The organism is Allobosea sp. 05T422_2, assembly GCF_056396265.1.
This window is the reverse complement of the sequence record NZ_JBFTLD010000009.1, coordinates 1-18956: the sequence shown is the minus strand read 5'-3', so window position 1 is coordinate 18956 and position 18956 is coordinate 1. Positions and strand designations below refer to the sequence as shown.

At 65.7% G+C, this 18956-nt stretch carries 21 protein-coding genes and 1 tRNA gene; 12 read left to right on the top strand and 10 right to left on the bottom strand.

The window, feature by feature from the left end; all coding sequences use genetic code 11:
* Window positions 1–42 precede the first annotated feature (42 nt).
* Window positions 43–423 (top strand): hypothetical protein, encoded by a 381-nt coding sequence (locus AC1DJT_RS03145; protein ID WP_476833509.1) that lies wholly within the window; start codon window positions 43–45, stop codon window positions 421–423.
* A gap of 75 nt (window positions 424–498) precedes the next feature.
* On the opposite strand, the gene AC1DJT_RS03140 is transcribed toward AC1DJT_RS03145, so the two are convergent.
* From AC1DJT_RS03140 to solA, 5 genes are all read right to left on the bottom strand, one after another.
* On the bottom strand, window positions 499–2205 hold the full coding sequence (locus tag AC1DJT_RS03140) for a TRAP transporter large permease (RefSeq protein WP_476833524.1): 1707 nt from the start codon (window positions 2203–2205) through the stop codon (window positions 499–501).
* A 104-nt stretch (window positions 2206–2309) separates the two neighbouring features.
* Complete coding sequence (locus tag AC1DJT_RS03135) at window positions 2310–2909, bottom strand: TRAP transporter small permease subunit (RefSeq protein ID WP_441506574.1); 600 nt, start codon at window positions 2907–2909, stop codon at window positions 2310–2312.
* Between the two features lie 118 nt (window positions 2910–3027).
* The gene (locus tag AC1DJT_RS03130; RefSeq protein WP_476833508.1) at window positions 3028–4218 is read right to left on the bottom strand and encodes a multidrug effflux MFS transporter; all 1191 of its coding nucleotides are present in this window, start codon (window positions 4216–4218) and stop codon (window positions 3028–3030) included.
* Window positions 4215–5117, bottom strand: a complete 903-nt coding sequence (locus AC1DJT_RS03125) for a DMT family transporter (protein ID WP_441506572.1) — start codon at window positions 5115–5117, stop codon at window positions 4215–4217. The genes AC1DJT_RS03130 and AC1DJT_RS03125 overlap by 4 nt, the downstream gene beginning before the upstream one ends.
* A 63-nt stretch (window positions 5118–5180) precedes the next feature.
* Window positions 5181–6323 carry an N-methyl-L-tryptophan oxidase gene (gene solA / locus AC1DJT_RS03120; protein ID WP_441506571.1) on the bottom strand — a complete coding sequence of 381 codons (1143 nt, stop codon included), beginning with the start codon at window positions 6321–6323 and terminating at the stop codon, window positions 5181–5183.
* Between the two features lie 212 nt (window positions 6324–6535).
* On the opposite strand from solA, the gene AC1DJT_RS03115 reads away from it, so the two are divergent.
* Together AC1DJT_RS03115 and AC1DJT_RS03110 are read left to right on the top strand one after the other, a co-directional pair.
* Window positions 6536–8308, top strand: a complete 1773-nt coding sequence (locus AC1DJT_RS03115) for a methyl-accepting chemotaxis protein (protein WP_441506570.1) — start codon at window positions 6536–6538, stop codon at window positions 8306–8308.
* Window positions 8309–8424: 116 nt separating this feature from the next.
* Complete coding sequence (locus tag AC1DJT_RS03110; protein WP_441506569.1) at window positions 8425–8958, top strand: GrpB family protein; 534 nt, start codon at window positions 8425–8427, stop codon at window positions 8956–8958.
* Between the two features lie 191 nt (window positions 8959–9149).
* Here the strand turns inward: AC1DJT_RS03110 and moaA are convergent, their stop codons facing one another.
* Window positions 9150–10151, bottom strand: a complete 1002-nt coding sequence (moaA, locus tag AC1DJT_RS03105; RefSeq protein ID WP_441506664.1) for a GTP 3',8-cyclase MoaA — start codon at window positions 10149–10151, stop codon at window positions 9150–9152.
* 174 nt (window positions 10152–10325) lie between these two features.
* Here moaA and AC1DJT_RS03100 point away from each other — a divergent pair, with 174 nt between their 5' ends.
* A complete protein-coding gene (locus AC1DJT_RS03100) occupies window positions 10326–10694 on the top strand; it encodes a gamma-butyrobetaine hydroxylase family protein (RefSeq protein ID WP_476833507.1) in 369 nt (122 codons plus the stop codon).
* Window positions 10695–10788: 94 nt separating this feature from the next.
* On the opposite strand, the gene AC1DJT_RS03095 is transcribed toward AC1DJT_RS03100, so the two are convergent.
* Window positions 10789–11370, bottom strand: coding sequence for a L,D-transpeptidase (locus AC1DJT_RS03095; RefSeq protein ID WP_113514822.1), 582 nt, complete (start codon window positions 11368–11370; stop codon window positions 10789–10791).
* A 172-nt stretch (window positions 11371–11542) separates the two neighbouring features.
* A complete protein-coding gene (locus AC1DJT_RS03090) occupies window positions 11543–12361 on the bottom strand; it encodes a lytic transglycosylase domain-containing protein (RefSeq protein ID WP_476833506.1) in 819 nt (272 codons plus the stop codon).
* A gap of 293 nt (window positions 12362–12654) precedes the next feature.
* Between AC1DJT_RS03090 and AC1DJT_RS03085 the strand changes: the two genes are divergently transcribed.
* The 3 genes from AC1DJT_RS03085 (at window position 12655) to AC1DJT_RS03075 (ending at window position 13703) form a co-directional block, all read left to right on the top strand.
* On the top strand, window positions 12655–12855 hold the full coding sequence (locus tag AC1DJT_RS03085) for a hypothetical protein (protein WP_441489215.1): 201 nt from the start codon (window positions 12655–12657) through the stop codon (window positions 12853–12855).
* Window positions 12856–13018: 163 nt separating this feature from the next.
* Window positions 13019–13165, top strand: coding sequence for a hypothetical protein (locus AC1DJT_RS03080; protein WP_441506567.1), 147 nt, complete (start codon window positions 13019–13021; stop codon window positions 13163–13165).
* Window positions 13166–13253: 88 nt separating this feature from the next.
* Complete coding sequence (locus AC1DJT_RS03075; protein ID WP_441506566.1) at window positions 13254–13703, top strand: hypothetical protein; 450 nt, start codon at window positions 13254–13256, stop codon at window positions 13701–13703.
* A gap of 84 nt (window positions 13704–13787) precedes the next feature.
* Here the strand turns inward: AC1DJT_RS03075 and AC1DJT_RS03070 are convergent, their stop codons facing one another.
* Window positions 13788–14093 carry a hypothetical protein gene (locus AC1DJT_RS03070; RefSeq protein ID WP_476833505.1) on the bottom strand — a complete coding sequence of 102 codons (306 nt, stop codon included), beginning with the start codon at window positions 14091–14093 and terminating at the stop codon, window positions 13788–13790.
* Window positions 14094–14444: 351 nt separating this feature from the next.
* Between AC1DJT_RS03070 and AC1DJT_RS03065 the strand changes: the two genes are divergently transcribed.
* Window positions 14445–14519: transfer RNA gene (locus AC1DJT_RS03065), tRNA-Val, on the top strand.
* Between the two features lie 165 nt (window positions 14520–14684).
* Here the strand turns inward: AC1DJT_RS03065 and gph are convergent.
* Window positions 14685–15386 carry a phosphoglycolate phosphatase gene (gene gph, locus AC1DJT_RS03060; protein WP_441506565.1) on the bottom strand — a complete coding sequence of 234 codons (702 nt, stop codon included), beginning with the start codon at window positions 15384–15386 and terminating at the stop codon, window positions 14685–14687.
* A gap of 131 nt (window positions 15387–15517) precedes the next feature.
* Here gph and AC1DJT_RS03055 point away from each other — a divergent pair, with 131 nt between their 5' ends.
* The 4 genes from AC1DJT_RS03055 (at window position 15518) to AC1DJT_RS03040 (ending at window position 18911) form a co-directional block, all read left to right on the top strand.
* Window positions 15518–15922 (top strand): hypothetical protein, encoded by a 405-nt coding sequence (locus tag AC1DJT_RS03055; protein ID WP_476833504.1) that lies wholly within the window; start codon window positions 15518–15520, stop codon window positions 15920–15922.
* Window positions 15923–16030: 108 nt separating this feature from the next.
* Entirely contained in the window at window positions 16031–17482 is a 1452-nt protein-coding gene (locus tag AC1DJT_RS03050) for an NAD-dependent succinate-semialdehyde dehydrogenase (protein ID WP_476833503.1), read from the top strand.
* A gap of 17 nt (window positions 17483–17499) precedes the next feature.
* Window positions 17500–18201: a ribose-5-phosphate isomerase RpiA gene (gene rpiA, locus AC1DJT_RS03045; protein ID WP_441489222.1), complete on the top strand. Its 702-nt coding sequence runs from the start codon at window positions 17500–17502 to the stop codon at window positions 18199–18201.
* A 185-nt stretch (window positions 18202–18386) separates the two neighbouring features.
* Complete coding sequence (locus AC1DJT_RS03040; RefSeq protein WP_476833502.1) at window positions 18387–18911, top strand: DUF2059 domain-containing protein; 525 nt, start codon at window positions 18387–18389, stop codon at window positions 18909–18911.
* Window positions 18912–18956: the final 45 nt, after the last annotated feature.

Genomic DNA, 18956 nt, shown 5'->3' with positions numbered 1-18956 from the left:
GCCTTGCGCGCCGCTTGCGCATTTGTTCGGGAAGTCTTGCGAATGCCGCGTCTGATTGTCGGTCTGCTCGCCGTGTTCGCTGCAACGGTCCCCGCCGCGGCTCAGTCGATCGGCGAGCCCCTCCCTGGCCGCGGCGTCCCGTCGGCCAAGCTGCCTGCACCCAAGCTGGATAAGGCGACGCGTCCCTGCCMGGAATATGGCCCCGGCTATGTCAGGGTCGATGGTTCCTCTTTCTGCGTGCGCGCGGGCGGCTCGGTTCGGGCCGAATTCGGCAAGCGCTCCGATAATCGCTATGGCTCTGCCGTCGGTGCCACGGCCCAGCTCGAGGCACGCGGCGAGTCCACCCTCGGGCCCGTGCGCGCGATCGTCCGCGGCAAGGTTCAATCCGACCGGGGCTTGTTCGGCGACAGCTTCTATCGCTGATCCCAAGCGCTGCCGTACGGACATGAAAAAAGGCGGGGATCGCTCCCMGCCCTTTTTGTTTCGGCTGACCGGCGCCTATTTGAGGTTGAGCGTCGGCGGGGCGTTGAGGTCGAGACCTGGCATGCTGCCGCCCAGTCCCGGGATCTGGATCGAGTCGAACTGCTTGTCGATCGACTTCTGGTCGAGCTGAATGGCCGACGCCTTGTAGTGCATCACCATCTTCGGGAAGATGATGACGAGCGCCACCATGATGCACTGGATCACCACGAAGGGCACGGCGCCCCAATAGATCTGGCCGGTGGTGACGGGCTCCATCTGCAGGCCCGTGACCTTGTCCTTGTAGCGGTGCTTGGGCGCGACCGAACGCAGGAAGAACAGCGCGAAGCCAAAGGGCGGGTGCATGAAGCTCGTCTGCATGTTCACGCCCAGGATAACGCCGAACCAGATCAGGTCGATGCCGAGCTTCTCGGCCGCGGGGCCGAGCAACGGCACCACGATGAAGGCCAGCTCGAAGAAATCCAGGAAGAAGGCCAGCAGGAAGACCATCACGTTGACGACGATCAGGAAGCCCGTCGCGCCGCCGGGCAGCCMGACCAGCAGATGCTCGACCCAGACATGGCCGTTGACGCCGTAGAACGTCAGCGAGAACACGCGCGCGCCGACCAGGATGAAGAGCACGAAGGCCGAGAGCTTGGCCGTCGACTCCGTCGCCTGCTTCAGCAGCTCGAAGGAGAGGCGGCGCTTGCTGAAGGCGAGCAGGATCGCACCCGCCGCGCCCATCGCGCCGCCTTCGGTCGGTGTCGCGACGCCGATGAAGATCGTCCCGAGCACGAGGAAGATTAGCGCCAGCGGCGGCACCATCACGAAGATGACCTGCTCGGTCATGCGCGACAGCAGCTTGAGCCCCAGCATCTTGTTGATCAGCGCGATGACYAGCGAGACGCCAACCATGATCGACATCGTCAGCACGACGAAATCGGCCCCGGCATCGACCTTGGTATAGAGCTTCATATAGGCGTAGGCGACGCAGAAGGAGATGATCGCGACAACCAGCAGCGAGAACCGGCGTGTCTTGCCGTCGGCGTCGCGCAGGGTCTGTGCCTCTGGCGGCAGGCCGGGAGCGCGCTTCGGGTAGACGATGGTGACAAGGAAGACGTAACCGGCGTAGAGCCCGGCGAGGACGAGGCCTGGGATGAAGGCGCCCTCATACATGTCGCCAACGGACCGGCCGAGCTGGTCGGCAAGCACGATCAGAACCAGCGAAGGCGGGATGATCTGCGCCAGCGTTCCGGACGCTGCGATCACACCCGAGGCGAGTCGGCGGTCATAGCCGTAGCGCAGCATGATCGGCAGCGAGATCAGGCCCATCGAGATGACGGAGGCGGCAACGACACCGGTCGTGGCGGCGAGCAGGGCGCCAACGAAGATCACGGCATAGGCGAGGCCGCCGCGGATCGGGCCGAAGAGCTGGCCGATGGTGTCGAGCAGGTCTTCCGCCATGCCCGAGCGCTCGAGCACCAATCCCATGAAGGTGAAGAAGGGAATGGCGAGCAGCACGTCATTGTTCATCGTGCCGTAGATGCGTTCCGGCAGCGCCTGCAGGAAGTTCTCCTGGAACATGCCGAGGTCGATGCCGATCAGCGCGAAGAGCAGACCGTTGGCGGCGAGTGCGAAGGCGACGGGGTAGCCGAGCAGGAGGAAGAGCACGAGGGCGGCGAACATCACCGGCGCCATGTTGACGCGCAGAAAATCCCCGATCCCCGCGGCATGGGCATCGCCCATATGCAGGCTGAAGAAGGCAGTCAGGGTGAGCGCGAGCAAAAGCCCGGYTGCGCGCGCGAAGCGGGAGGCGGTCATCGGCGGTTTCCGGAGTTCTTCTGGGTTGCTCACGAAGCCAGGCCCTGGGCCTTGGCTTGATCCAGCAGGCGTTGCGCTTCCGCTTCCGCAGCGGCCGCATGGCCACGCAACGTCTCTTCGTCCTCCAGGAGGCCGCGCATGATCGCGATCTGCTTGATGACCTCCGAAATGCCCTGGCAGAACAGCATGAAGAAGCCGACGATCAGGAGCCCCTTGGCGGGCCACTGGGGCAGGCCGCCGGCCGAGAGCGACTGCTCATTGACCGCGTAGGAGCGCCAGAAGAACGGCCAGGAATGGTAGATCATCAGCGCGCAGAACGGCAGCAGGAACAGGAGATGACCGAGAAGGTCGATCCATTGCTGAACGCGCTTCGGCAACTGGCTGTTCAGGATGTCGATGCGGATATGCTCTTTCACCTGCAGCGTCCAGGAGGCGCACATCAGGAAGACGGCGCCGAACAGCATCCATTGCAGCTCGAGCCAGGCATTCGACGACATGTTGAACATCTTGCGGATAATCGCATTCACCGCTGCGACGATGACTGCCAGCAGGATCAGCCAGGCAACTTTCTTGCCGATCTGACTGTTGATCGCGTCGATGATGCGGCTGACCTTGAGAAGTCCCTGCACACCCGCTCTCCCAGATTATGAATGCACGCGACGCATGAGGGCCATGTCGCGCTGGTTAAGCGCTGGTTATACGAAGGTMTGGGGCAGCACAAGATTACGCAGGGCGACAGGCTGGGGATCAGCTGTGTCGCCGGAAGCCGCTGAAACGCAAGGAAAATAGCCCGATCGCCATCATCAGCCACATCGTGGCGATCAGGGACTGCGGCCAAAGTATGACAAGCCAGCTGATCACGATCGTGGCCAACGCACCGACACCGAGCTGGATGGCTCCCATCAGCCCGGCTGCGGAGCCGGCAAGTTCGGGTTTGGCGGACAGCGCTGCAGCTGCCGCACCGGGAATCGTCAAGCCATTGCCGACCGAGCTGATCGCCAGCGGCAGGAACAGGGTCAGCGGCGTCCAGTAATCGCTCATCGCGAACACCATCGCGATGCTCATCATCACCACGGAGATGATCAGGCCAAGCCGCACCAGGGGAGCGGCCCCGCGCCTGACCGCGAGCCGCGACATCGCGAAATTCCCGACCATGTAGCCGAACGCGCTCAGGATGAAGTAGGCGCCATAGACATCCGAGCCCCGGCCCATCGTCTCGACGACGATGAAGGGGGCTCCGGCGACGAAGGCGAAGAACGCGGCCGATGTCATCGAAAGCGCGATGACGTTGACGATGAACTCCCGGTCGAGCGCCAGGAGCGGGAAGGAGCGGAAGACGCCGAGCAGCGATGTCCTGATGCCGACATTCGGAGCGGTTTCCGGCAATCGGGCCGCCGTCAGCAGGAGAACGAGCACGCCGGCTGCGGTCATTGCCCAGAAGATCATCCGCCAGCCGAACCAGGTTTCGATATGGCCGCCGAGATAGGGTGCGATCATCGGCGCCACCACCATGACCATGGTGACGCTGGCGATCTGGCTCGCTGCCTCGTCGCGATGGGCGCTGTCGCGGATGATGGCCCGGGCGAGCGCGAAGGTCGTACCGGCACCARCGCCCTCCAGCACGCGCGCCGCCAGCAGGACTTCCGTGGTGGGGGCCAATGCTCCGAGAATCGAGCCGAGAATGAAGACGATGATCCCGCCATTGACGCAGGGCCGCCGCCCGAAGCGGTCCGAGAGCGGGCCGATCAGCAACTGGATCAGCGCGACAGAGACGAGATACAGCGTCAGCGTGAGCTGGATCGTTGCGTAGTTCGTGCCGAAATGGCGCGCCACGGCTGGTGTCGCAGGCGCGAGAAGGTTGAKGGCGATCGGCTGCAGGGTCGAGATCGCGACCAGGACGAGCAGGGCGGGCTTCGCTGCAACAGGCTGGCCGCTCATGACGCAGGGCCACCCTCGATCTTGAGCTTGGCACTGGGAACGACGCGCTGGCGATGCAGGGTGTAGAGGCCGCTGCCGGCGATCAGCGCGATGCCGGTGACGGCCCAGGCGTCCGGAATCTCGCCCCAGAGCAGGTGCCCGATCAGCACCGCGAAGGCGACGCCGGAATAGCGGTAGCCGGTGACGACCCCGACATCGGTGTTCCGGAAGGCGTTGACGATGCAGAAGCTGCCAAGCGAAACCAGCACGGCCGCGCCGCCGACATAGACGGTCTCGATCCGCTGGACCGGCACCCAGGTCTCGAAGAAGCCGAGTGCGAAGGCGGAGAGGCCGACGATGATCGTCGCCGTGAACGAAATCACCGTCGAAGGGACGTGGTTGCCAATCCTGCGGGTAACCAGATCGCGAACCGCCGCCAATATCGCGCTGACGAGGGCCGCAATCGCGGCGATGTTCATATGCTCGGGCGTCGGCCGGATCACGACCAGCACGCCGATAAAGCCGACCGCGACGGCAACCGTCCGGCGCCAGCCGACCTTCTCGATGCCGAGCGCCACCGCGAGGACGAGGATGATGAGCGGTGAGGCCATCAGGATGGCGGTGATGTTCCCGAGTGGGAGCTTGGCCACCGACCAGATGAAGATCAGGGCGATTGCGGCCTCTATCATCCCGCGGAGCAGGACCAGCGGCCTGAACATTTCGCCGAGCTTGCGGCCTTCGCCCATCATCCAGATCATGGCGAGGGCCGTCGTCACCGCAAAGACGGCCCGCAGCGAGATCGCCTGCCCGACGGGGTAGACTTCACGTGCCAGCTTCATGAGCGCGTCGTTGCAGGTGAAGAGAAACATCGCCAGCAGCATGGCGATGATTCCGCGACGGTTTTCGGCTGAACTGGCCAAGGCAAGGTCCTGGTGGCGTCGAGAGGCCGTCGCGCAGAAGTTCTGCGCCGGGCTCGCGGCGGCTCACGCTTCCGGAAAGCGGCTGAGCGAGAAGGGTTTGAGATCGAAAGCGGATTGGCCGGTGGTGGAGAGGTCGGCGAGGATTTCGCCGATAGCGCTGGCGAATTTGTAGCCATGGCCGGAACAGGCGGATGCGAACACGGCCTGCGGGACGCCCGGCACGGCGTCGATTACGAAATCCTCGTCCGGCGTCACCGTGTAGACGCAGCCCTTGAGGCTGAGCGGTTCTCCGGCGGCATCGGGCAGGTAGCGGGCGAGGCAATCGCGGATCAGCGCCACCTGGCGCGGGCTCGGCGTGCGGTCCGGCTCGCGCGGATCCATCGGCTCGCGCCCGAAATGCGGGCCGCCGAGCTTGAAGCCGGGATGCTCGTAGAGCGGAAAGCCGTAGAAGGTGCCTTCCTCGACACTGAGGATGAAGACGGGGAAGGCGCCCGGACGATACAGCTCCGGCCGTCGCGTCGTGAACCAGCCGATGGCCTGCCGCACGGTCGAGACATTCGCAGCCAATGCCGGGACCGCGTCGGCGATCCAGCCGCCGGAGGTGATCACCAGCCGGCCAGCGGAATAGGTGCCGCGCTCGGTGCGAACGACCACGCCGCCTTGCGCTGTCGGCGCCCAGTCGAGCAGCGGCTCATTGGTCCGGATCTCGGCGCCACGCGATTGGGCGAGGCCGACATGGGCATAGATCGCCTTCTCGGAGGCGACGAACCCGCCATCGGGCTGCCAGAGACCGACATGTCCCGCCGGCAGCTGAAAGCCAGGGAAACGGCGCGCGATCTCCTGGCCCGAGAGCACCTCATGCGTCAACCCGTGGTCGAGGCAGGAGCGCAGCGAGGACTCGACCGGCCCGGCGCCTTCGGGGGCGAGATCGAGCGAACCGGTGACGTGCAGCAACTGCATGCCCGCTTCCGCGCCGGTCTCGGACCAGAGCTGATGCGCGCGCCGGACGATCGGCACGTAATGCGAGCCTTCGAAATAGGCGAGGCGGATGATCCGCGTCATGCCATGCGACGAGCCCATCGCATGGCCGAGGTCGAAGCGCTCGAGGCCAAGGACCTTCAGTCCGCGCCGCGCGAGATGCCAGCAGGCGGCGGAGCCCATGGCACCGACACCGGCAACGATCACGTCGTAGCTATGACTGGTCATGGGCTGGCCTGGGGGAGGGCAATGCGGATGATCAGAGCTTTAGCTGCAGCCTCGCATCGGGTCCATGCCGGTCCGGGACGGCGAATCCCGCTTCCGGCGCATGGCCCTGCGCGCTTTCGGCCTCTCGTTTGGGCAAGTCGTGGCTTCGGGAGAAGCTTTGTTAACATTGCCCGACCATAAAGGTTCGACTTTGCGCTGTCCGGGATTGGCTGATGTTTCGCGAAAGGGTCCGGCGCTGGTTGGGCACCCAAGACCGTGCCGTTGCAGCCGGGCCTGTCGCCACTGCGGAGCCGACGTCGCCGGCAGAAGCGATCGAACTTCCMGATCCGCTCGACGATGCCTCGATCCGCGAAGCCGTCAATGCGCTCGAGCAGGATGTCGTTGCCGCCCTGCGACGCCTCACCGGGCGCCTCTATGAGGCAGAGCATACATCGAGCCAGGCCGAGGGTGGTTCGATCGGCATTCACAGGCGTACCGGCGATCTGAGGCAGGCGGCCGAGACGGCCAGCATGAATTCGAGCGCGCTCGCGACCGCCACCCAGCAGGTCTCCGACGCGGCCGAGCAGGTCGGCAGCTCGATGAATGGCGCGCGCGACATGCTGGAGGCGGCGGCCATGCGTGCCGGCGAGGCGACGCACATGATGACAGGCCTCGCCTCCGCCACGGTCGAGATCCGCAGCATCGTCGATTCCATTGCCGAGATCGCGCGCCAGACCAATCTGCTTGCCTTGAATGCGACCATCGAAGCGGCGCGCGCCGGCGAGGCCGGYCGCGGCTTCGGCGTGGTTGCCCAGGAAGTGAAGGCGCTTTCCATCGAGGTGCGCGACGCGGTCGACCATATCCGCAACCGTGTCGATCGGCTGACCCAGACGGCCCAGGGCTCGGCCGCGATCGTCAATGATGCGCTGCAAATGGTGCGGGACGTCAATCCGGTGATCGCGGCGATCGGCAGCGCCTCGCTCGAGCAGGCAGCAGCGGCCTCGGAACTGTCGCGCAGCGCCGACGAGACGGCCCGCTTCATCGATACGGTTTCCCGGCAGGTCGGTGAGATCGACGAAATGGCCTTGGGCGCAGCGGCCCGCAGCGCCGAGGCGCGCGCCGCCATGTCGGATGGCGCGCGCCAGGCCGAAGGACTGATGGGGCGCTTCGTGCCATTGCTGCGGCACACCGTCTTCGCCGACCGCCGCCAGCATGACAGGTTCCCTGCGGAGTATCCGGTCGAGGGACACTTCGGCGCCACGACCTTCAACGCGCAGACGATCGACCTCGGCTTGGGTGGAACGCTGCTGCTCGCCCAGTCCGATCCCGGCATCCGCCCAGGCACGGGCGGGACGATCACCATCGCTGGCCTGCCGCCTTTGGCCTGCCGTCTGATGGCGTCGAGCCAGCTCGGCCTGCATGTCGCCTTCGGCGAAGCGACCGTCAGGGAGCATGAGCCCCTGCGCCGTCTGCTCGACGAGATCGAAGAATCCTATCGGCCGCTGATCGAGCGCGCGCAGCTCTTCGCGGTTCGCCTGGGCACGCTCTTCGAGCAGGCACTGCGGGATGGGAAGCTGTCCGAGGCCCAGCTCTTTGACGTCAACTATCTGCCCGTGCCGGAGACCGAGCCGCAGCAATACACCAACAGCGCCTTGCCGGCCCTTGAGGCGCTGTTGCCGCCGGCGCTCGCCGAGGAACTGGCCAGCGATCCGCGGCTGGTCTTCGCCCTGCCGATCGATCGCAACGGCTATATTCCGGTGCACCACCCCGAGTTCGCCCATCCGCAGCGCAAGGGCGATCCTGCCTGGAACGCGCCGCATAGCCGCAACCGCCGCATGTTCCACGATCGCGCCGGCATCATGTCGGCCCGCTCCGTGCGCCCCTTCCTCGTCCAGTCCTACCGGCGCGACATGGGCGATGTCACCCAGCTCATGCGCGAGGTCGACGCGCCGCTCCGCGTGAATGGCCGGCATTGGGGCGGTGTGCGGATGGCCTATCGGATGTAGGAGGCCGGGGCGCTCCGCAGCCACCTGGAGAGTGACCGGTTCCCTCAACGTGCTCGTCCTTGCGCCGGGCAGCGGCATCGTAGAAAGAGCTCTGCCCTGAATGGAAGAGCACTGGCATGCCGCCGCCCATCACAGTTGAACTGCACCCCCATGATCCCCATTGGTCCGATCTCGCCGGGCGCGAGGCGCAACGTCTTGCGGAGGCGATCGGGCCATGCCTGCTCATCGTTCATCACGTCGGTTCGACAGCGATCCCGGCCATTCACGCCAAGCCGATCCTGGACCTTCTGCCAGTGGTCGGGAGCCTGGCTGCGCTCGATGCCCGGCAAGGCGAGCTGGAAACGCTCGGATACGAATGGTGGGGAGAGCTTGGCTTGGCCGGCCGGCGCTACCTTACGAAAGCCGATACGGAGACGGGGCGCAGGCTCGTCCAGCTCCATTGCTATCCCGAAGGCTCCCCGGAGATCACGCGACACCTGGCGTTCCGCGATTATCTCCGGGCCCGTCCCGACATCGCAGCCGCCTATGATCGCGTAAAGGCGGACTGCCGGAGCCGGCACCCCGACGACTCCCACGCTTATGGCGACTGCAAGGATGCGTGGATCAGACAGGCGGAGGCAGATGCTCTCGCGTGGTATCAAAGCCACTGAGCTGCGACGTCTTTGAGACCGGCCGGCCCCGACCTGAGCCAGCCGGCGGGGATGACAGGCCGTCCCCGTGGATAACCGCAGGCCGCAGGTCGCGCTTCCGGATCGTCGGGAGTTGCCCGCTTGGGCGACAGGGGGCGCAGGTTATTGCCGCTGGAGACAAGTCTGGCACATTCGGCTGCGCGCGCCGACCGTCAGCCCCCCGTCACGCTCATATGGCGCCTGACGGCAGGGCGGGCATGCCTTCGGTCGATGACGAAGTCATGGCCCTTCGGCTTGCGCGAGATCGCCTCGTCCATGGCACGGTAGAGCAGGGCATCGTCGCCGGAGGCGCGCACGGCGGCGCGCAGATCGGCGGCGTCCTCCTGGCCAAGGCACATGTAGAGAGTGCCGGTGCAGGTCAGGCGCACCCGGTTGCAGCTTTCGCAGAAATTATGGGTCATCGGCGTGATGAAGCCGAGCAGCCCGCCGGTCTCGCGAACTCGGACATAGCGCGCCGGGCCGCCGGTACGATAGGGATCGTCGTCGAGCGTATAGCGGTCCATCAGCCTCGCGCGGACGATCGAGAGCGGCAGGAACTGGTCGATGCGTCCGGGCTCGATCTCGCCKAGCGGCATCACCTCGATCAAGGTGAGGTCCATGCCGAGTCCATGGGCCCATTGCATCAGGCCCTCGATCTCATCCTCGTTGACGCCCTTCAGGGCCACCGCATTGATCTTGACCCTGAGCCCGGCCTCGCGCGCAGCCTCGATACCGCGCTGCACTTTGCCGAGATCGCCCCAGCGCGTGATCGCGCGGAATTTGTCCGGATCGAGCGTGTCGAGCGAGACATTGATGCGCCGCACGCCGCAGGCTGCGAGCTCGCTCGCATAGCGCTCCAGCTGCGAGCCGTTGGTCGTCAGGGTCAACTCATCAAGCGCGCCGCTGGTCAAATGCCGCGAGAGCGAGCGGAACAGGTTCATGATGTCGCGCCGGACCAGCGGCTCGCCGCCGGTGATGCGCAGTTTGCGGGTGCCGCGCGCCACGAAGGCGGTCGCAACCCGGTCGACCTCTTCCAGCGTCAGCAGATCGCGCTTGGGCAGGAACGTCATGTCCTCGGACATGCAGTAGACGCAGCGGAAATCGCAGCGATCCGTCACGGAGATGCGCAGATAGCTGATCTCCCGGCCGAACGGATCGATCAGCGGCGGGCGCATCACGGGCTTGTGGGAGTCGATCAGCACTCTGGTTTCGTCTCTACAGCGTTTCCACCATCCGCTGCTCGCACGTGCGTGGTGGCAGCCGCATAGCTATATCATGTTCAGACATTGGCACTGGCGTGCGTGGCGTCAATAGCTGCGATCGTCACATCCCCTTGGTGAAAAACGAAGATGTCAGCCTGGCCCACCGAAATCCGCCTCTCCAAGGATCGGCGCACCCTCCACATTGCCTTCGAGGACGGCGCGAGCTTCGCGCTGGCGGCCGAGCTGCTGCGGGTGGAAAGCCCGTCCGCCGAAGTCCAGGGCCATGACCCGAGCCAGAAGAAGACGGTGCCGGGCAAGGCCGAGGTCGAKATCATCGGCGTCGACCCCGTCGGCCACTACGCCRTCAAGCTCTCCTTCGACGACATGCACGATACCGGCATCTTTGCCTGGGACTATCTGCGCGAGCTCGGCGAGCATGCGCAGGAGAARACGCAGGCCTATCTCGACGCTCTCGCCGCCAAGGGGCTGTCGCGGGAGCCTGTCAGACGGAGGTGACCGGCTTCCGAACCGGCGCGGTCAGGACCGCCCGGCTCGAACAAGAAAAAGGCCGGCACGAGGCCGGCCTTCCTTATCCAGGGAAGCGGGTCGCTCAGCGGGCGACGACGACCCGGGTGCCGACCTTGGTGCGCTCGTAAAGGTCGATCACATCATCGTTCAGCATGCGGATGCAGCCCGACGACACGGCCTGGCCGATCGTCTCCGGCTCGTTCGAGCCATGGATGCGATACAGGGTCGAGCCGAGATACATGGCGCGGGCGCCCATCGGGTTCTCCGGGCCACCGGGCATGAAGCGCGGCAGGTCGGGGCGCCGCTTCAGCATCTGCGACGGCGGGGTCCAGGTCGGCCACTCCGCCTTGCGCGTGATGGCCTGCGAGCCGGACCAGTCGAAGCCGGGGCGGCCGACGCCGACGCCATAGCGCACGGCCTTGCCTTCGGGCAGCACGAAATAGAGTCGGCGCTCGGTCGTGTTGATCACAATGGTGCCGGGCCGCTGCCGGGTGTCATAGGACACGATCTCGCGGGGAATGGCGGTAGCCTGCGCCTTGGCGGCCTCAGGGTTCTGCATCAATGGCTGGCGCGTCAGCGGATCGATCTCATAGGCATTGGCAGTCGACGCGGCAGCCATCAGGCCCAAGCCTGCGAACATGGCCATTCGGAAAGAGCGGTTCATCGGGACCTCAGGGCGTGGATTCGCGCGGACATGAAGTTGACCGGAAAAAGTCAACATCTCCTCAATCTCCTGTCAGACTCACGTTTGGCGTGCAATCATTGTGGCATCACATCGACGCGAGGCACGGGCTTTCGACCGCCGCGTTGCGCACCTGCAACATAAACTTGGCCGCTCAGCTCTTGAGCACGACGCAGGCCCCGTTCTGCGCCTKGATGCGACGGCACAGCGCGGTTGCCTCGGTTCGTGTGGCGGCTGGCAGCCGCACCCGATAGAAGGCCCGCGTCCCGCGACTGCGCAGCCGTGTGCCGATGATCATCGGTTGCAGCTCGGCAATGATCGTCCGGTGCTTCTCGCTCGCCCGCTGGAAAGACGCCAGCGCGCGTGCCTTCGAGAAGTTTCCGGCCAATTGCACGCCCCATGGCGCGAAGGGCGCCTCGCGCAGCTCGAGCGGCTTGCTGCCGGCGCGGATCGCCACGACCGTCGTTGCGCAGAACGAGGTTTCGTCTCGCGTTGCGCGCCGGGCAGGGCGGTCGCGCCCGTCGCCGTTCACGGCCGCGCGCGCATCCTCGGCCCAGGTCTCGGCGGCGACGCCAGTGATCGAGAGCACATAATTCTCAGTCTCGAATGGCAGGCCGCCGCGACCGGCGAGCCAGGATGCGACCCGGTTCGGGCCGCCGTTATAGGCGGCGGCGGCAAGTCCCCAATTGCCGAAGCGCTGGCGCAGCTCCGCCAGGAAATGGGCAGCCTTCGGCACGGCCTGCTCCGGGTCGAACGGGTCGAGCAGGCCGCGCTCGCGCGCCGTGCCCGGCATGAACTGCGCCACGCCCTGGGCTCCTGCCGGGCTGGTGACGCCCGGGCGAAAGCTCGATTCCTGAAAGATCAGCCGGGTGAGGAAGGCGGCCGGAACCCCCTGGCCCCGCGCCGCTTCGTCGATCAGCCGGCAGAGGGCCTGGTCGATTCCGGAGGAGGCTGGCTCCTCCGGCGCTGCCAAGGCCGGACACGCGAGCAGCGCGCCTGCGAGGCATGTCACTGGGACCAGATGGCGGTGACGCCGCCGCGGACAGGCCGTTGCCGCCCCGCCGAGCCGCCGCAACAGGCGCGGCAGGWTATCAGCCGCGGCCTCAAAGGCGTCTGCGATCACAGTTCGAGGGGTTGGGCGGATCGGCATGGCTCTGTATCGCATGGGCGCACTGATTGCTCGACACATCCCGCCCGTCTCGGTCACAATCCGTCTCGGGTCCGGAACCTGTGTTTGACCGGACAAGTCTGCGGAAGGGCCTAACGATGTTCAACTGGATCATTCAGGCATTGCTGGCCTTGGCCGGGATCGTCGCCGCTTGGTTCGTTGCTCCCAGCGCTCCCAATTTCGACTTTGTTCAGATGGTGGTCGCGCTTCTCCTGCTGACGGTCTTCGTGGCGCTCGCGGCCTTCTGGCCGACATTGGCCATCTGGCGCCGGAATCGTCGGCCCCGCGACCGGGCATGATCAGGTGTTCGAGGGACGCGCCTGCTGCCGTGCCGGGGCGAGGCTGAAACCAATCGGGTGTTCGCGCGTAGTTGCTTCATCTGCAACCGCCATAGGGAATTCCTGTGTCCGAGCCGTGCAAGGGGCCGGTGGATGGTGCGCAACGCGCGAGGGCGGTCGTCTGATGCAGGTTTCCGCTGAGGAGCAAGCGCTCGTCGGGCTTTACCGGTCGCTCTCCTTCGAAAACCAGCGAAATGTCATCCGCTATGCCGACGCGGTGCGGGATATCGAGACCATGTTCAAGCGCGCCCCTGCAGGGGATTTCCCCTGACCGCGAAGCCGGCGCAATGGACGCGATCCCGCATCGCGGACACACTCTGACAGTCTGAGCAAACCAGTCCAGCGAAGGAGTTCGCTCGATGCCGATCGGGTCGTCTGTCCTTGCTGCAGTTTTCCTTGCCATCGCCTCGGCCGCCGCACCGGCTGCTGCCCAGCAGCGGACGCTCGGTCCGCCGACAGGCTCGGTCCGCATCCAGCAGGTCCAGGTTGCCTTCATCGGCTCCGGCGAGGTCGGCGGCGGAACGCTGAAGTTCGGCGGCCGTTCCTACGGCATCACGGTCGGCGGTGTGGGCTTCGGCGGCTTCGGCGCTTCACGGATGACGGCGACCGGGACGGTCTACGGCCTTCACCGCTTGCAGGACTTCGCGGGGGCTTATGTCCAGTTGCGCGAGGGTTGGGCGCTGGGAGCGCAGGGCAAGGGCAGCGTCTGGCTCCGCAACAGCAATGGCGTCACGATGAAGCTGAACACGCGCAGCCAGGGTCTGCAGCTTGCGCTTGGGGCAGACGGCATCCTGATCGGTTTCAAGTGATCCGGGGCCGAAGGCCCGCGCTCTGACACAATCGGACCTGACGAGATCGCGAGCCAGGGCTTGCTCGCGATCTCGCCGAGATTTCTACTGAATGGCGCCGCGCTTGGGGCCGAAACCGTCGAAATAACAGCGGCAAGGGGCGCCTCTTGGCGATGGCGGCGCTTCGCAGGAGCCGCGGGAGGTGACGCACATGTCGCCATAGCGCGGCTGGCGATAGGGGCGCTCATAGCCGTAGCGCGGCGGCGGTGGCCGGTCGTAGTCCCAGCCCCGATCATAGCCGTAGCGCGGCGGCGGGCGGTCATAGGGGTCATAATACTGTGCGTGCGCCGMTGCCGCCGGGATCAGCGCCGAGACCACTGCCGACGTGAGGATCAGTTTTCTGAGCAGCATCGATGGGTCCTCCGATTCGAGGCGTGAATAGCTCGCTGCGGATGAACGGAACGTGACCCGCTCTGTTCCCTCCAGGGCCAAAGGCGCGCTTTCCCCATKGGCAACGGATATGCGCGGCGTGAGCGGCAGGTGACGCGCGTGCTCTGCGGCCTGGCGGTCCGCGCCAGCGAAGTCAGCTGTCGGGATTCGCCGCAATGTCGCATTGTGTGGCGTTGCCGCCTGATGGAGGCGGGGAGGGCCTCCTACAGCACTGCGGCTGGGTCGGTGCTGAGATTTCCCCGGCTGCGTGCGGGCTTGGCGGAACTGCGCCTTGACGGCGCATGTGTCCGCGACTAGGAGAAGCGCCGGTCCGGGCGGCTAGCTCAGCGGTAGAGCACTCCCTTCACACGGGAGGGGTCACAGGTTCGATCCCTGTGCCGCCCACCATTTTTCCTCTTCATATCGCTGTCGAGATCTGTGCAAAGCGCGCTTTGCGTGCATCAGCATGGCTATCCAGTTGTGACGCAGATATCGCGCTGCTTGCCTCAACGACGGGCCGCGTCACCCGACCTGATCKGTCAGCAGCGGAGCCGATCAAAGCCCCGCCGATCGCTATTTCGCCGATGCGCAAAGCGCGGGCGCCGGCTCCAGTATCTGCCGCACGGCGCCGTGCAACTCGTCGAAATGCTGGATCACGAGATCGGGCTCCAGCTCCTCGATCGGGACATCGGTATAGCCGAAGGGAACGCAGATCGAGGGGATACCGGCGGCACGCGCGGTGGTGATATCCGTGCGTGAATCGCCGATCATCACCGCGCGCCTAGGGTCACCGCCGGCGGCTTCGATCGTCAGCGTCAGGTGGCGGGGGTCGGGCTTGTGGAAGGCGAAGCTGTCGCGCCCGGCCACAGCCGCAAAATGCCCGCTGATGCCAAAATGCTCGAGGATCAGGCGCGTGTGCAGGATCGGCTTGTTGGTGCAGACGGCGAGCGCATAACCGTCCTCCGCCAAGGCCTGCATGGCAGCAACGACGCCCTCGTAGAGATAGCTGTTCGAGGCGACGTCCTCGGCGTAGATTCGCAGGAAGTCCTGGAACAGCCGCTCCAGCGTCTCTTCGTCGAGCGGCCGTCCGGAGACGCGAAAACCACGTTCGATCAGGGCGCGGGCGCCGGCGCCGACGAGTTCACGCGCGCGTTCCAACGGCAGGGGCGAGAGCTTTTCCTGCTCGAGAATGACGTTGAGCGTGCGCATGATATCGGGCGCGGTCTCGGCGAGGGTGCCGTCGAGATCGAAGACGACGATGGGGAGCAAGCTCATGGGCGGGGTTCCGGTGCGCAGGTGCTTTGGGCCTCTAAAGGCGGTCTGGTCCGGTTTGGCAAGCGAGCCGCGCCGGATCGTCATCTTGGCAGGCAGCAACAATGCTATCTTTGCCTTGATTCGCGTGAAGGATGGCAGTGGTGTCTGAATATCTTGAAAACGCCGGCTTCCGCCGGTCGGTGCTCAGGGCGCTGCTGGCGCTCGGCACCTGCATCGTGCCGCATGTCTCCGCTCAGGCCGCGCCCTTCGAGTTTGCGCCTGCGCCGCAGACGGATCTCAACCGTGTCTACAGGGTCGATCGCGCCACCGGCGAGGTCGGCGCCTGCCAGTTCCAGCTCAAGGAAGGCGGCGTCGGCGTCACTGYCTGCTTCCCGGCGGGGGAGGGGGCCGGCCCGCAGGCGCCGAGCGACTACCTGCTGATGCCGTCGCGCCACGAGCGTGAAGGTGGCATCTTCCGCGTCAATGTTCGCACCGGCGAGATGAGCATCTGCTACGTCTTCGACGACAAGGTGGTCTGTACACCGCAGACGAAATAGCCCCGTCCTGCGCTTCGAGCACCTGCAGCATGCGGCATTTTGAATCGGCGCGACGCGATCGCTCGTGCTAGAGGCCCGGGCATGTCCGCAATCGCGTCGAGGCCCGCCATGCTGAAGCTGAATGATCCGTCGCTCCTGAAATCGCAGTGCTATGTCGATGGCGCCTGGATCGGCGCGGGCGTCGATGCGGTCGACAATCCCGCAACCGGCGAGCTGCTGGCCAAGGTGCCGCGCTTCGGCGCCGATGAGACCACCGCTGCGGTCGAAGCCGCCTCGCGGGCCTTCAAGCCCTGGGCGAAGAAGAGCGCCAAGGAGCGCTCGGTGATCCTGCGCAAATGGTTCGACCTGATCATGGCGAACCAGGAGGACCTGGCGCAGATCATGACCGCCGAGCAGGGCAAGCCGCTGAGCGAAGCGCGCGGCGAGGTCGCCTATGCCGCCTCCTTCGTCGAGTTCTACGCCGAAGAGGCCAAGCGCATCTATGGCGAGACGATTCCCTCGCCCTTCCCGAATTCGCGCATCATCGTCCAGAAGCAGCCAGTCGGCGTCTGCGCTGCGATCACGCCCTGGAATTTTCCGGCCGCGATGATCACCCGCAAATGCGCTCCCGGTCTCGCCGCCGGCTGTACCTTCGTGGTCAAGCCGGCCCCGGATACGCCGCTGACGGCACTGGCTCTGGTCGAACTGGCCGAGCGGGCCGGTTTCCCCAAGGGCGTCATCAATCTCGTCACCGGCGATGCGCAGGCCATCGGCGGCGTGATGACCTCGCACCCGGCCGTGCGCTTCATCGGCTTCACCGGCTCGACGCCGGTCGGCAAGCTCCTGATGCAGCAGGCCGCCTCGACGGTGAAGAAGGTTGGCCTCGAGCTCGGCGGCAATGCGCCCTTCATCGTCTTTGACGATGCCGATCTCGACGCTKCCGTGCAGGGCGCGATCATCGCCAAGTACCGCAACATGGGTCAGACCTGCGTCTGCACCAACCGGCTCTTCGTGCAGGACGGCATCCATGACGATTTCGTCGCGAAATTCGCCGGCGAAGTCGCAAAGATGAAGGTCGGCAACGGTGCCGAAATCGGTGTCGTGCAGGGGCCGCTGATCAATGAGCGCGCGGTCGAGAAGGTCGAGCGTCATGTCGCCGATGCCGTCGCCAATGGGGCGAAGGTCGTGGTCGGCGGCAAGCGCCATGCGCTCGGTCGCACCTTCTTCGAGCCGACCGTGCTTGCCGGCGTCACCACGAAGATGCTGGTGACGCGCGAGGAAACCTTTGGCCCGCTCGCTCCGGTCTATCGCTTCACCAGCGAGGACGAGGTCGTGGCCATGGCCAATGACACGCCCTTCGGGCTCGCCGCCTATTTCTACACCCGGGATCTCGGTCGCGCCTTCCGCGTCGCCGAGGAGCTCGAATACGGCATGGTCGGCATCAACTCCGCCATCCTCGGCACCGAGGTTGCGCCCTTCGGCGGGGTCAAGGAATCCGGCCTCGGCCGCGAGGGCTCCCTCCACGGCATGGATGAGTTCGTCGAGATCAAGTACATGCTCCTCGGCGGGCTGGGCGCGTGACAGGTCAGGACAAGCTGATGAGCCCCGACGACCTCAAGAAGCAGGCGGCAGCGCGCGCGCTCGAACTGGTTCGCCCAGGCATGAGGCTCGGCCTCGGCACGGGCTCGACGGCGAAGCATTTCGTCGACCTGCTCGGCGCTCGCGTTGCGGCGGGGCTGGATGTGCTCTGCGTCGCGACCTCCGAAGCGACGCAGGCCCAGGCCATGGCGCTGGCCATCCCGATGTCGACGCTCGATCAGACGCCGGAGCTCGACCTGACGGTCGATGGCGCAGACGAGGTCGATCCGCAGCTTCGCCTGATCAAGGGTGGCGGAGCAGCCCATCTGCGCGAGAAGATCGTCGCGGTGGCCTCGAAGCGCATGGTCGTCATCGCCGATGACACCAAGCTGGTCGAGACCCTCGGGCGTTTCCCGCTGCCGATCGAGGTCGTGCCTTTCGGGCTTGAGGCGACGCGTCGCGCCGTGGCGTCCGCGATCGCGGCATCGGGGGCGGCAGGCGAGATCAAGCTGCGGCTGCGCCCGGACGGCTCGACGCTGGTCACCGATGGCGGCCATTTCATCCTTGATGCGCATCTCGGGCGCATCGAACAGCCCGAGGCGCTCGCCGCCGCCTTGAACGCCGTTCCGGGCGTGGTCGAGCACGGGCTCTTCCTCGGCATTGCCTCCTGCGCCATCCTCGCCAGCAGCTCGGGCCTGAAGATTCTCGGCACGATCGAATGATTCCATTCCGGCGCAATCCGCGCTAAGGAGACGCGCACCACGCCGCCCGGAACCGGACGGATACGTCACCACGCCGATCGCGGCGATACCGAAACCGCCGGGTGGACCGGCTCGCTTGCCGAAGGGCGGGCGAGGGTCATGCCCGGGCTGTGTGAGTCAGCCTGATAATGAAGGGGCCCAACGCAATGTTCCGTCACCACCTCGCCGGCGTGGCCGTCGGTCTGGCGCTTGTATTCGCCGTGCCTGCGCAGGCCCAGGCTCCGGCTGCGACCCCGGCTCCGGCCTCCACGGTGACGGCTTCGCAGCTCCAGGCTGGCCGCGATGTCGTGATCTCCTCGGGCATCGCACAGTCCTTCGAGTCGATTTACGGCGAGTTCCGCGATCGCGTCCGCCAGATCGTCGGCACCACCCGTCCCGAGATCCAGAAGGATCTGAATGAGGTGATCGATACGCTGAAGCCGGAATCCGATCAGAAGATCGCGGAGATGATCACCGCGGCAGGCGAGATCTTCGCGAAGAAGATGACCGAGTMCGACCTCAAGGAGGTCGCCGCCTTCTTCAAGTCGCCGGTCGGGCAGCGCTACAACGCCTTCCGTCCGCAGGCGATCGACGAGATCTTCGTCGTGCTGCAGCCATGGACCCTGCAGACCAGCAACTTCCTGTTCGATCGGTTCAGCCAGGAAATGCGCAAGCGCGGCCACCAGCTCTGAGCAGCCGACACAAGCCGTCCAAAGAGAAGGCCGCCGGTGATGAAC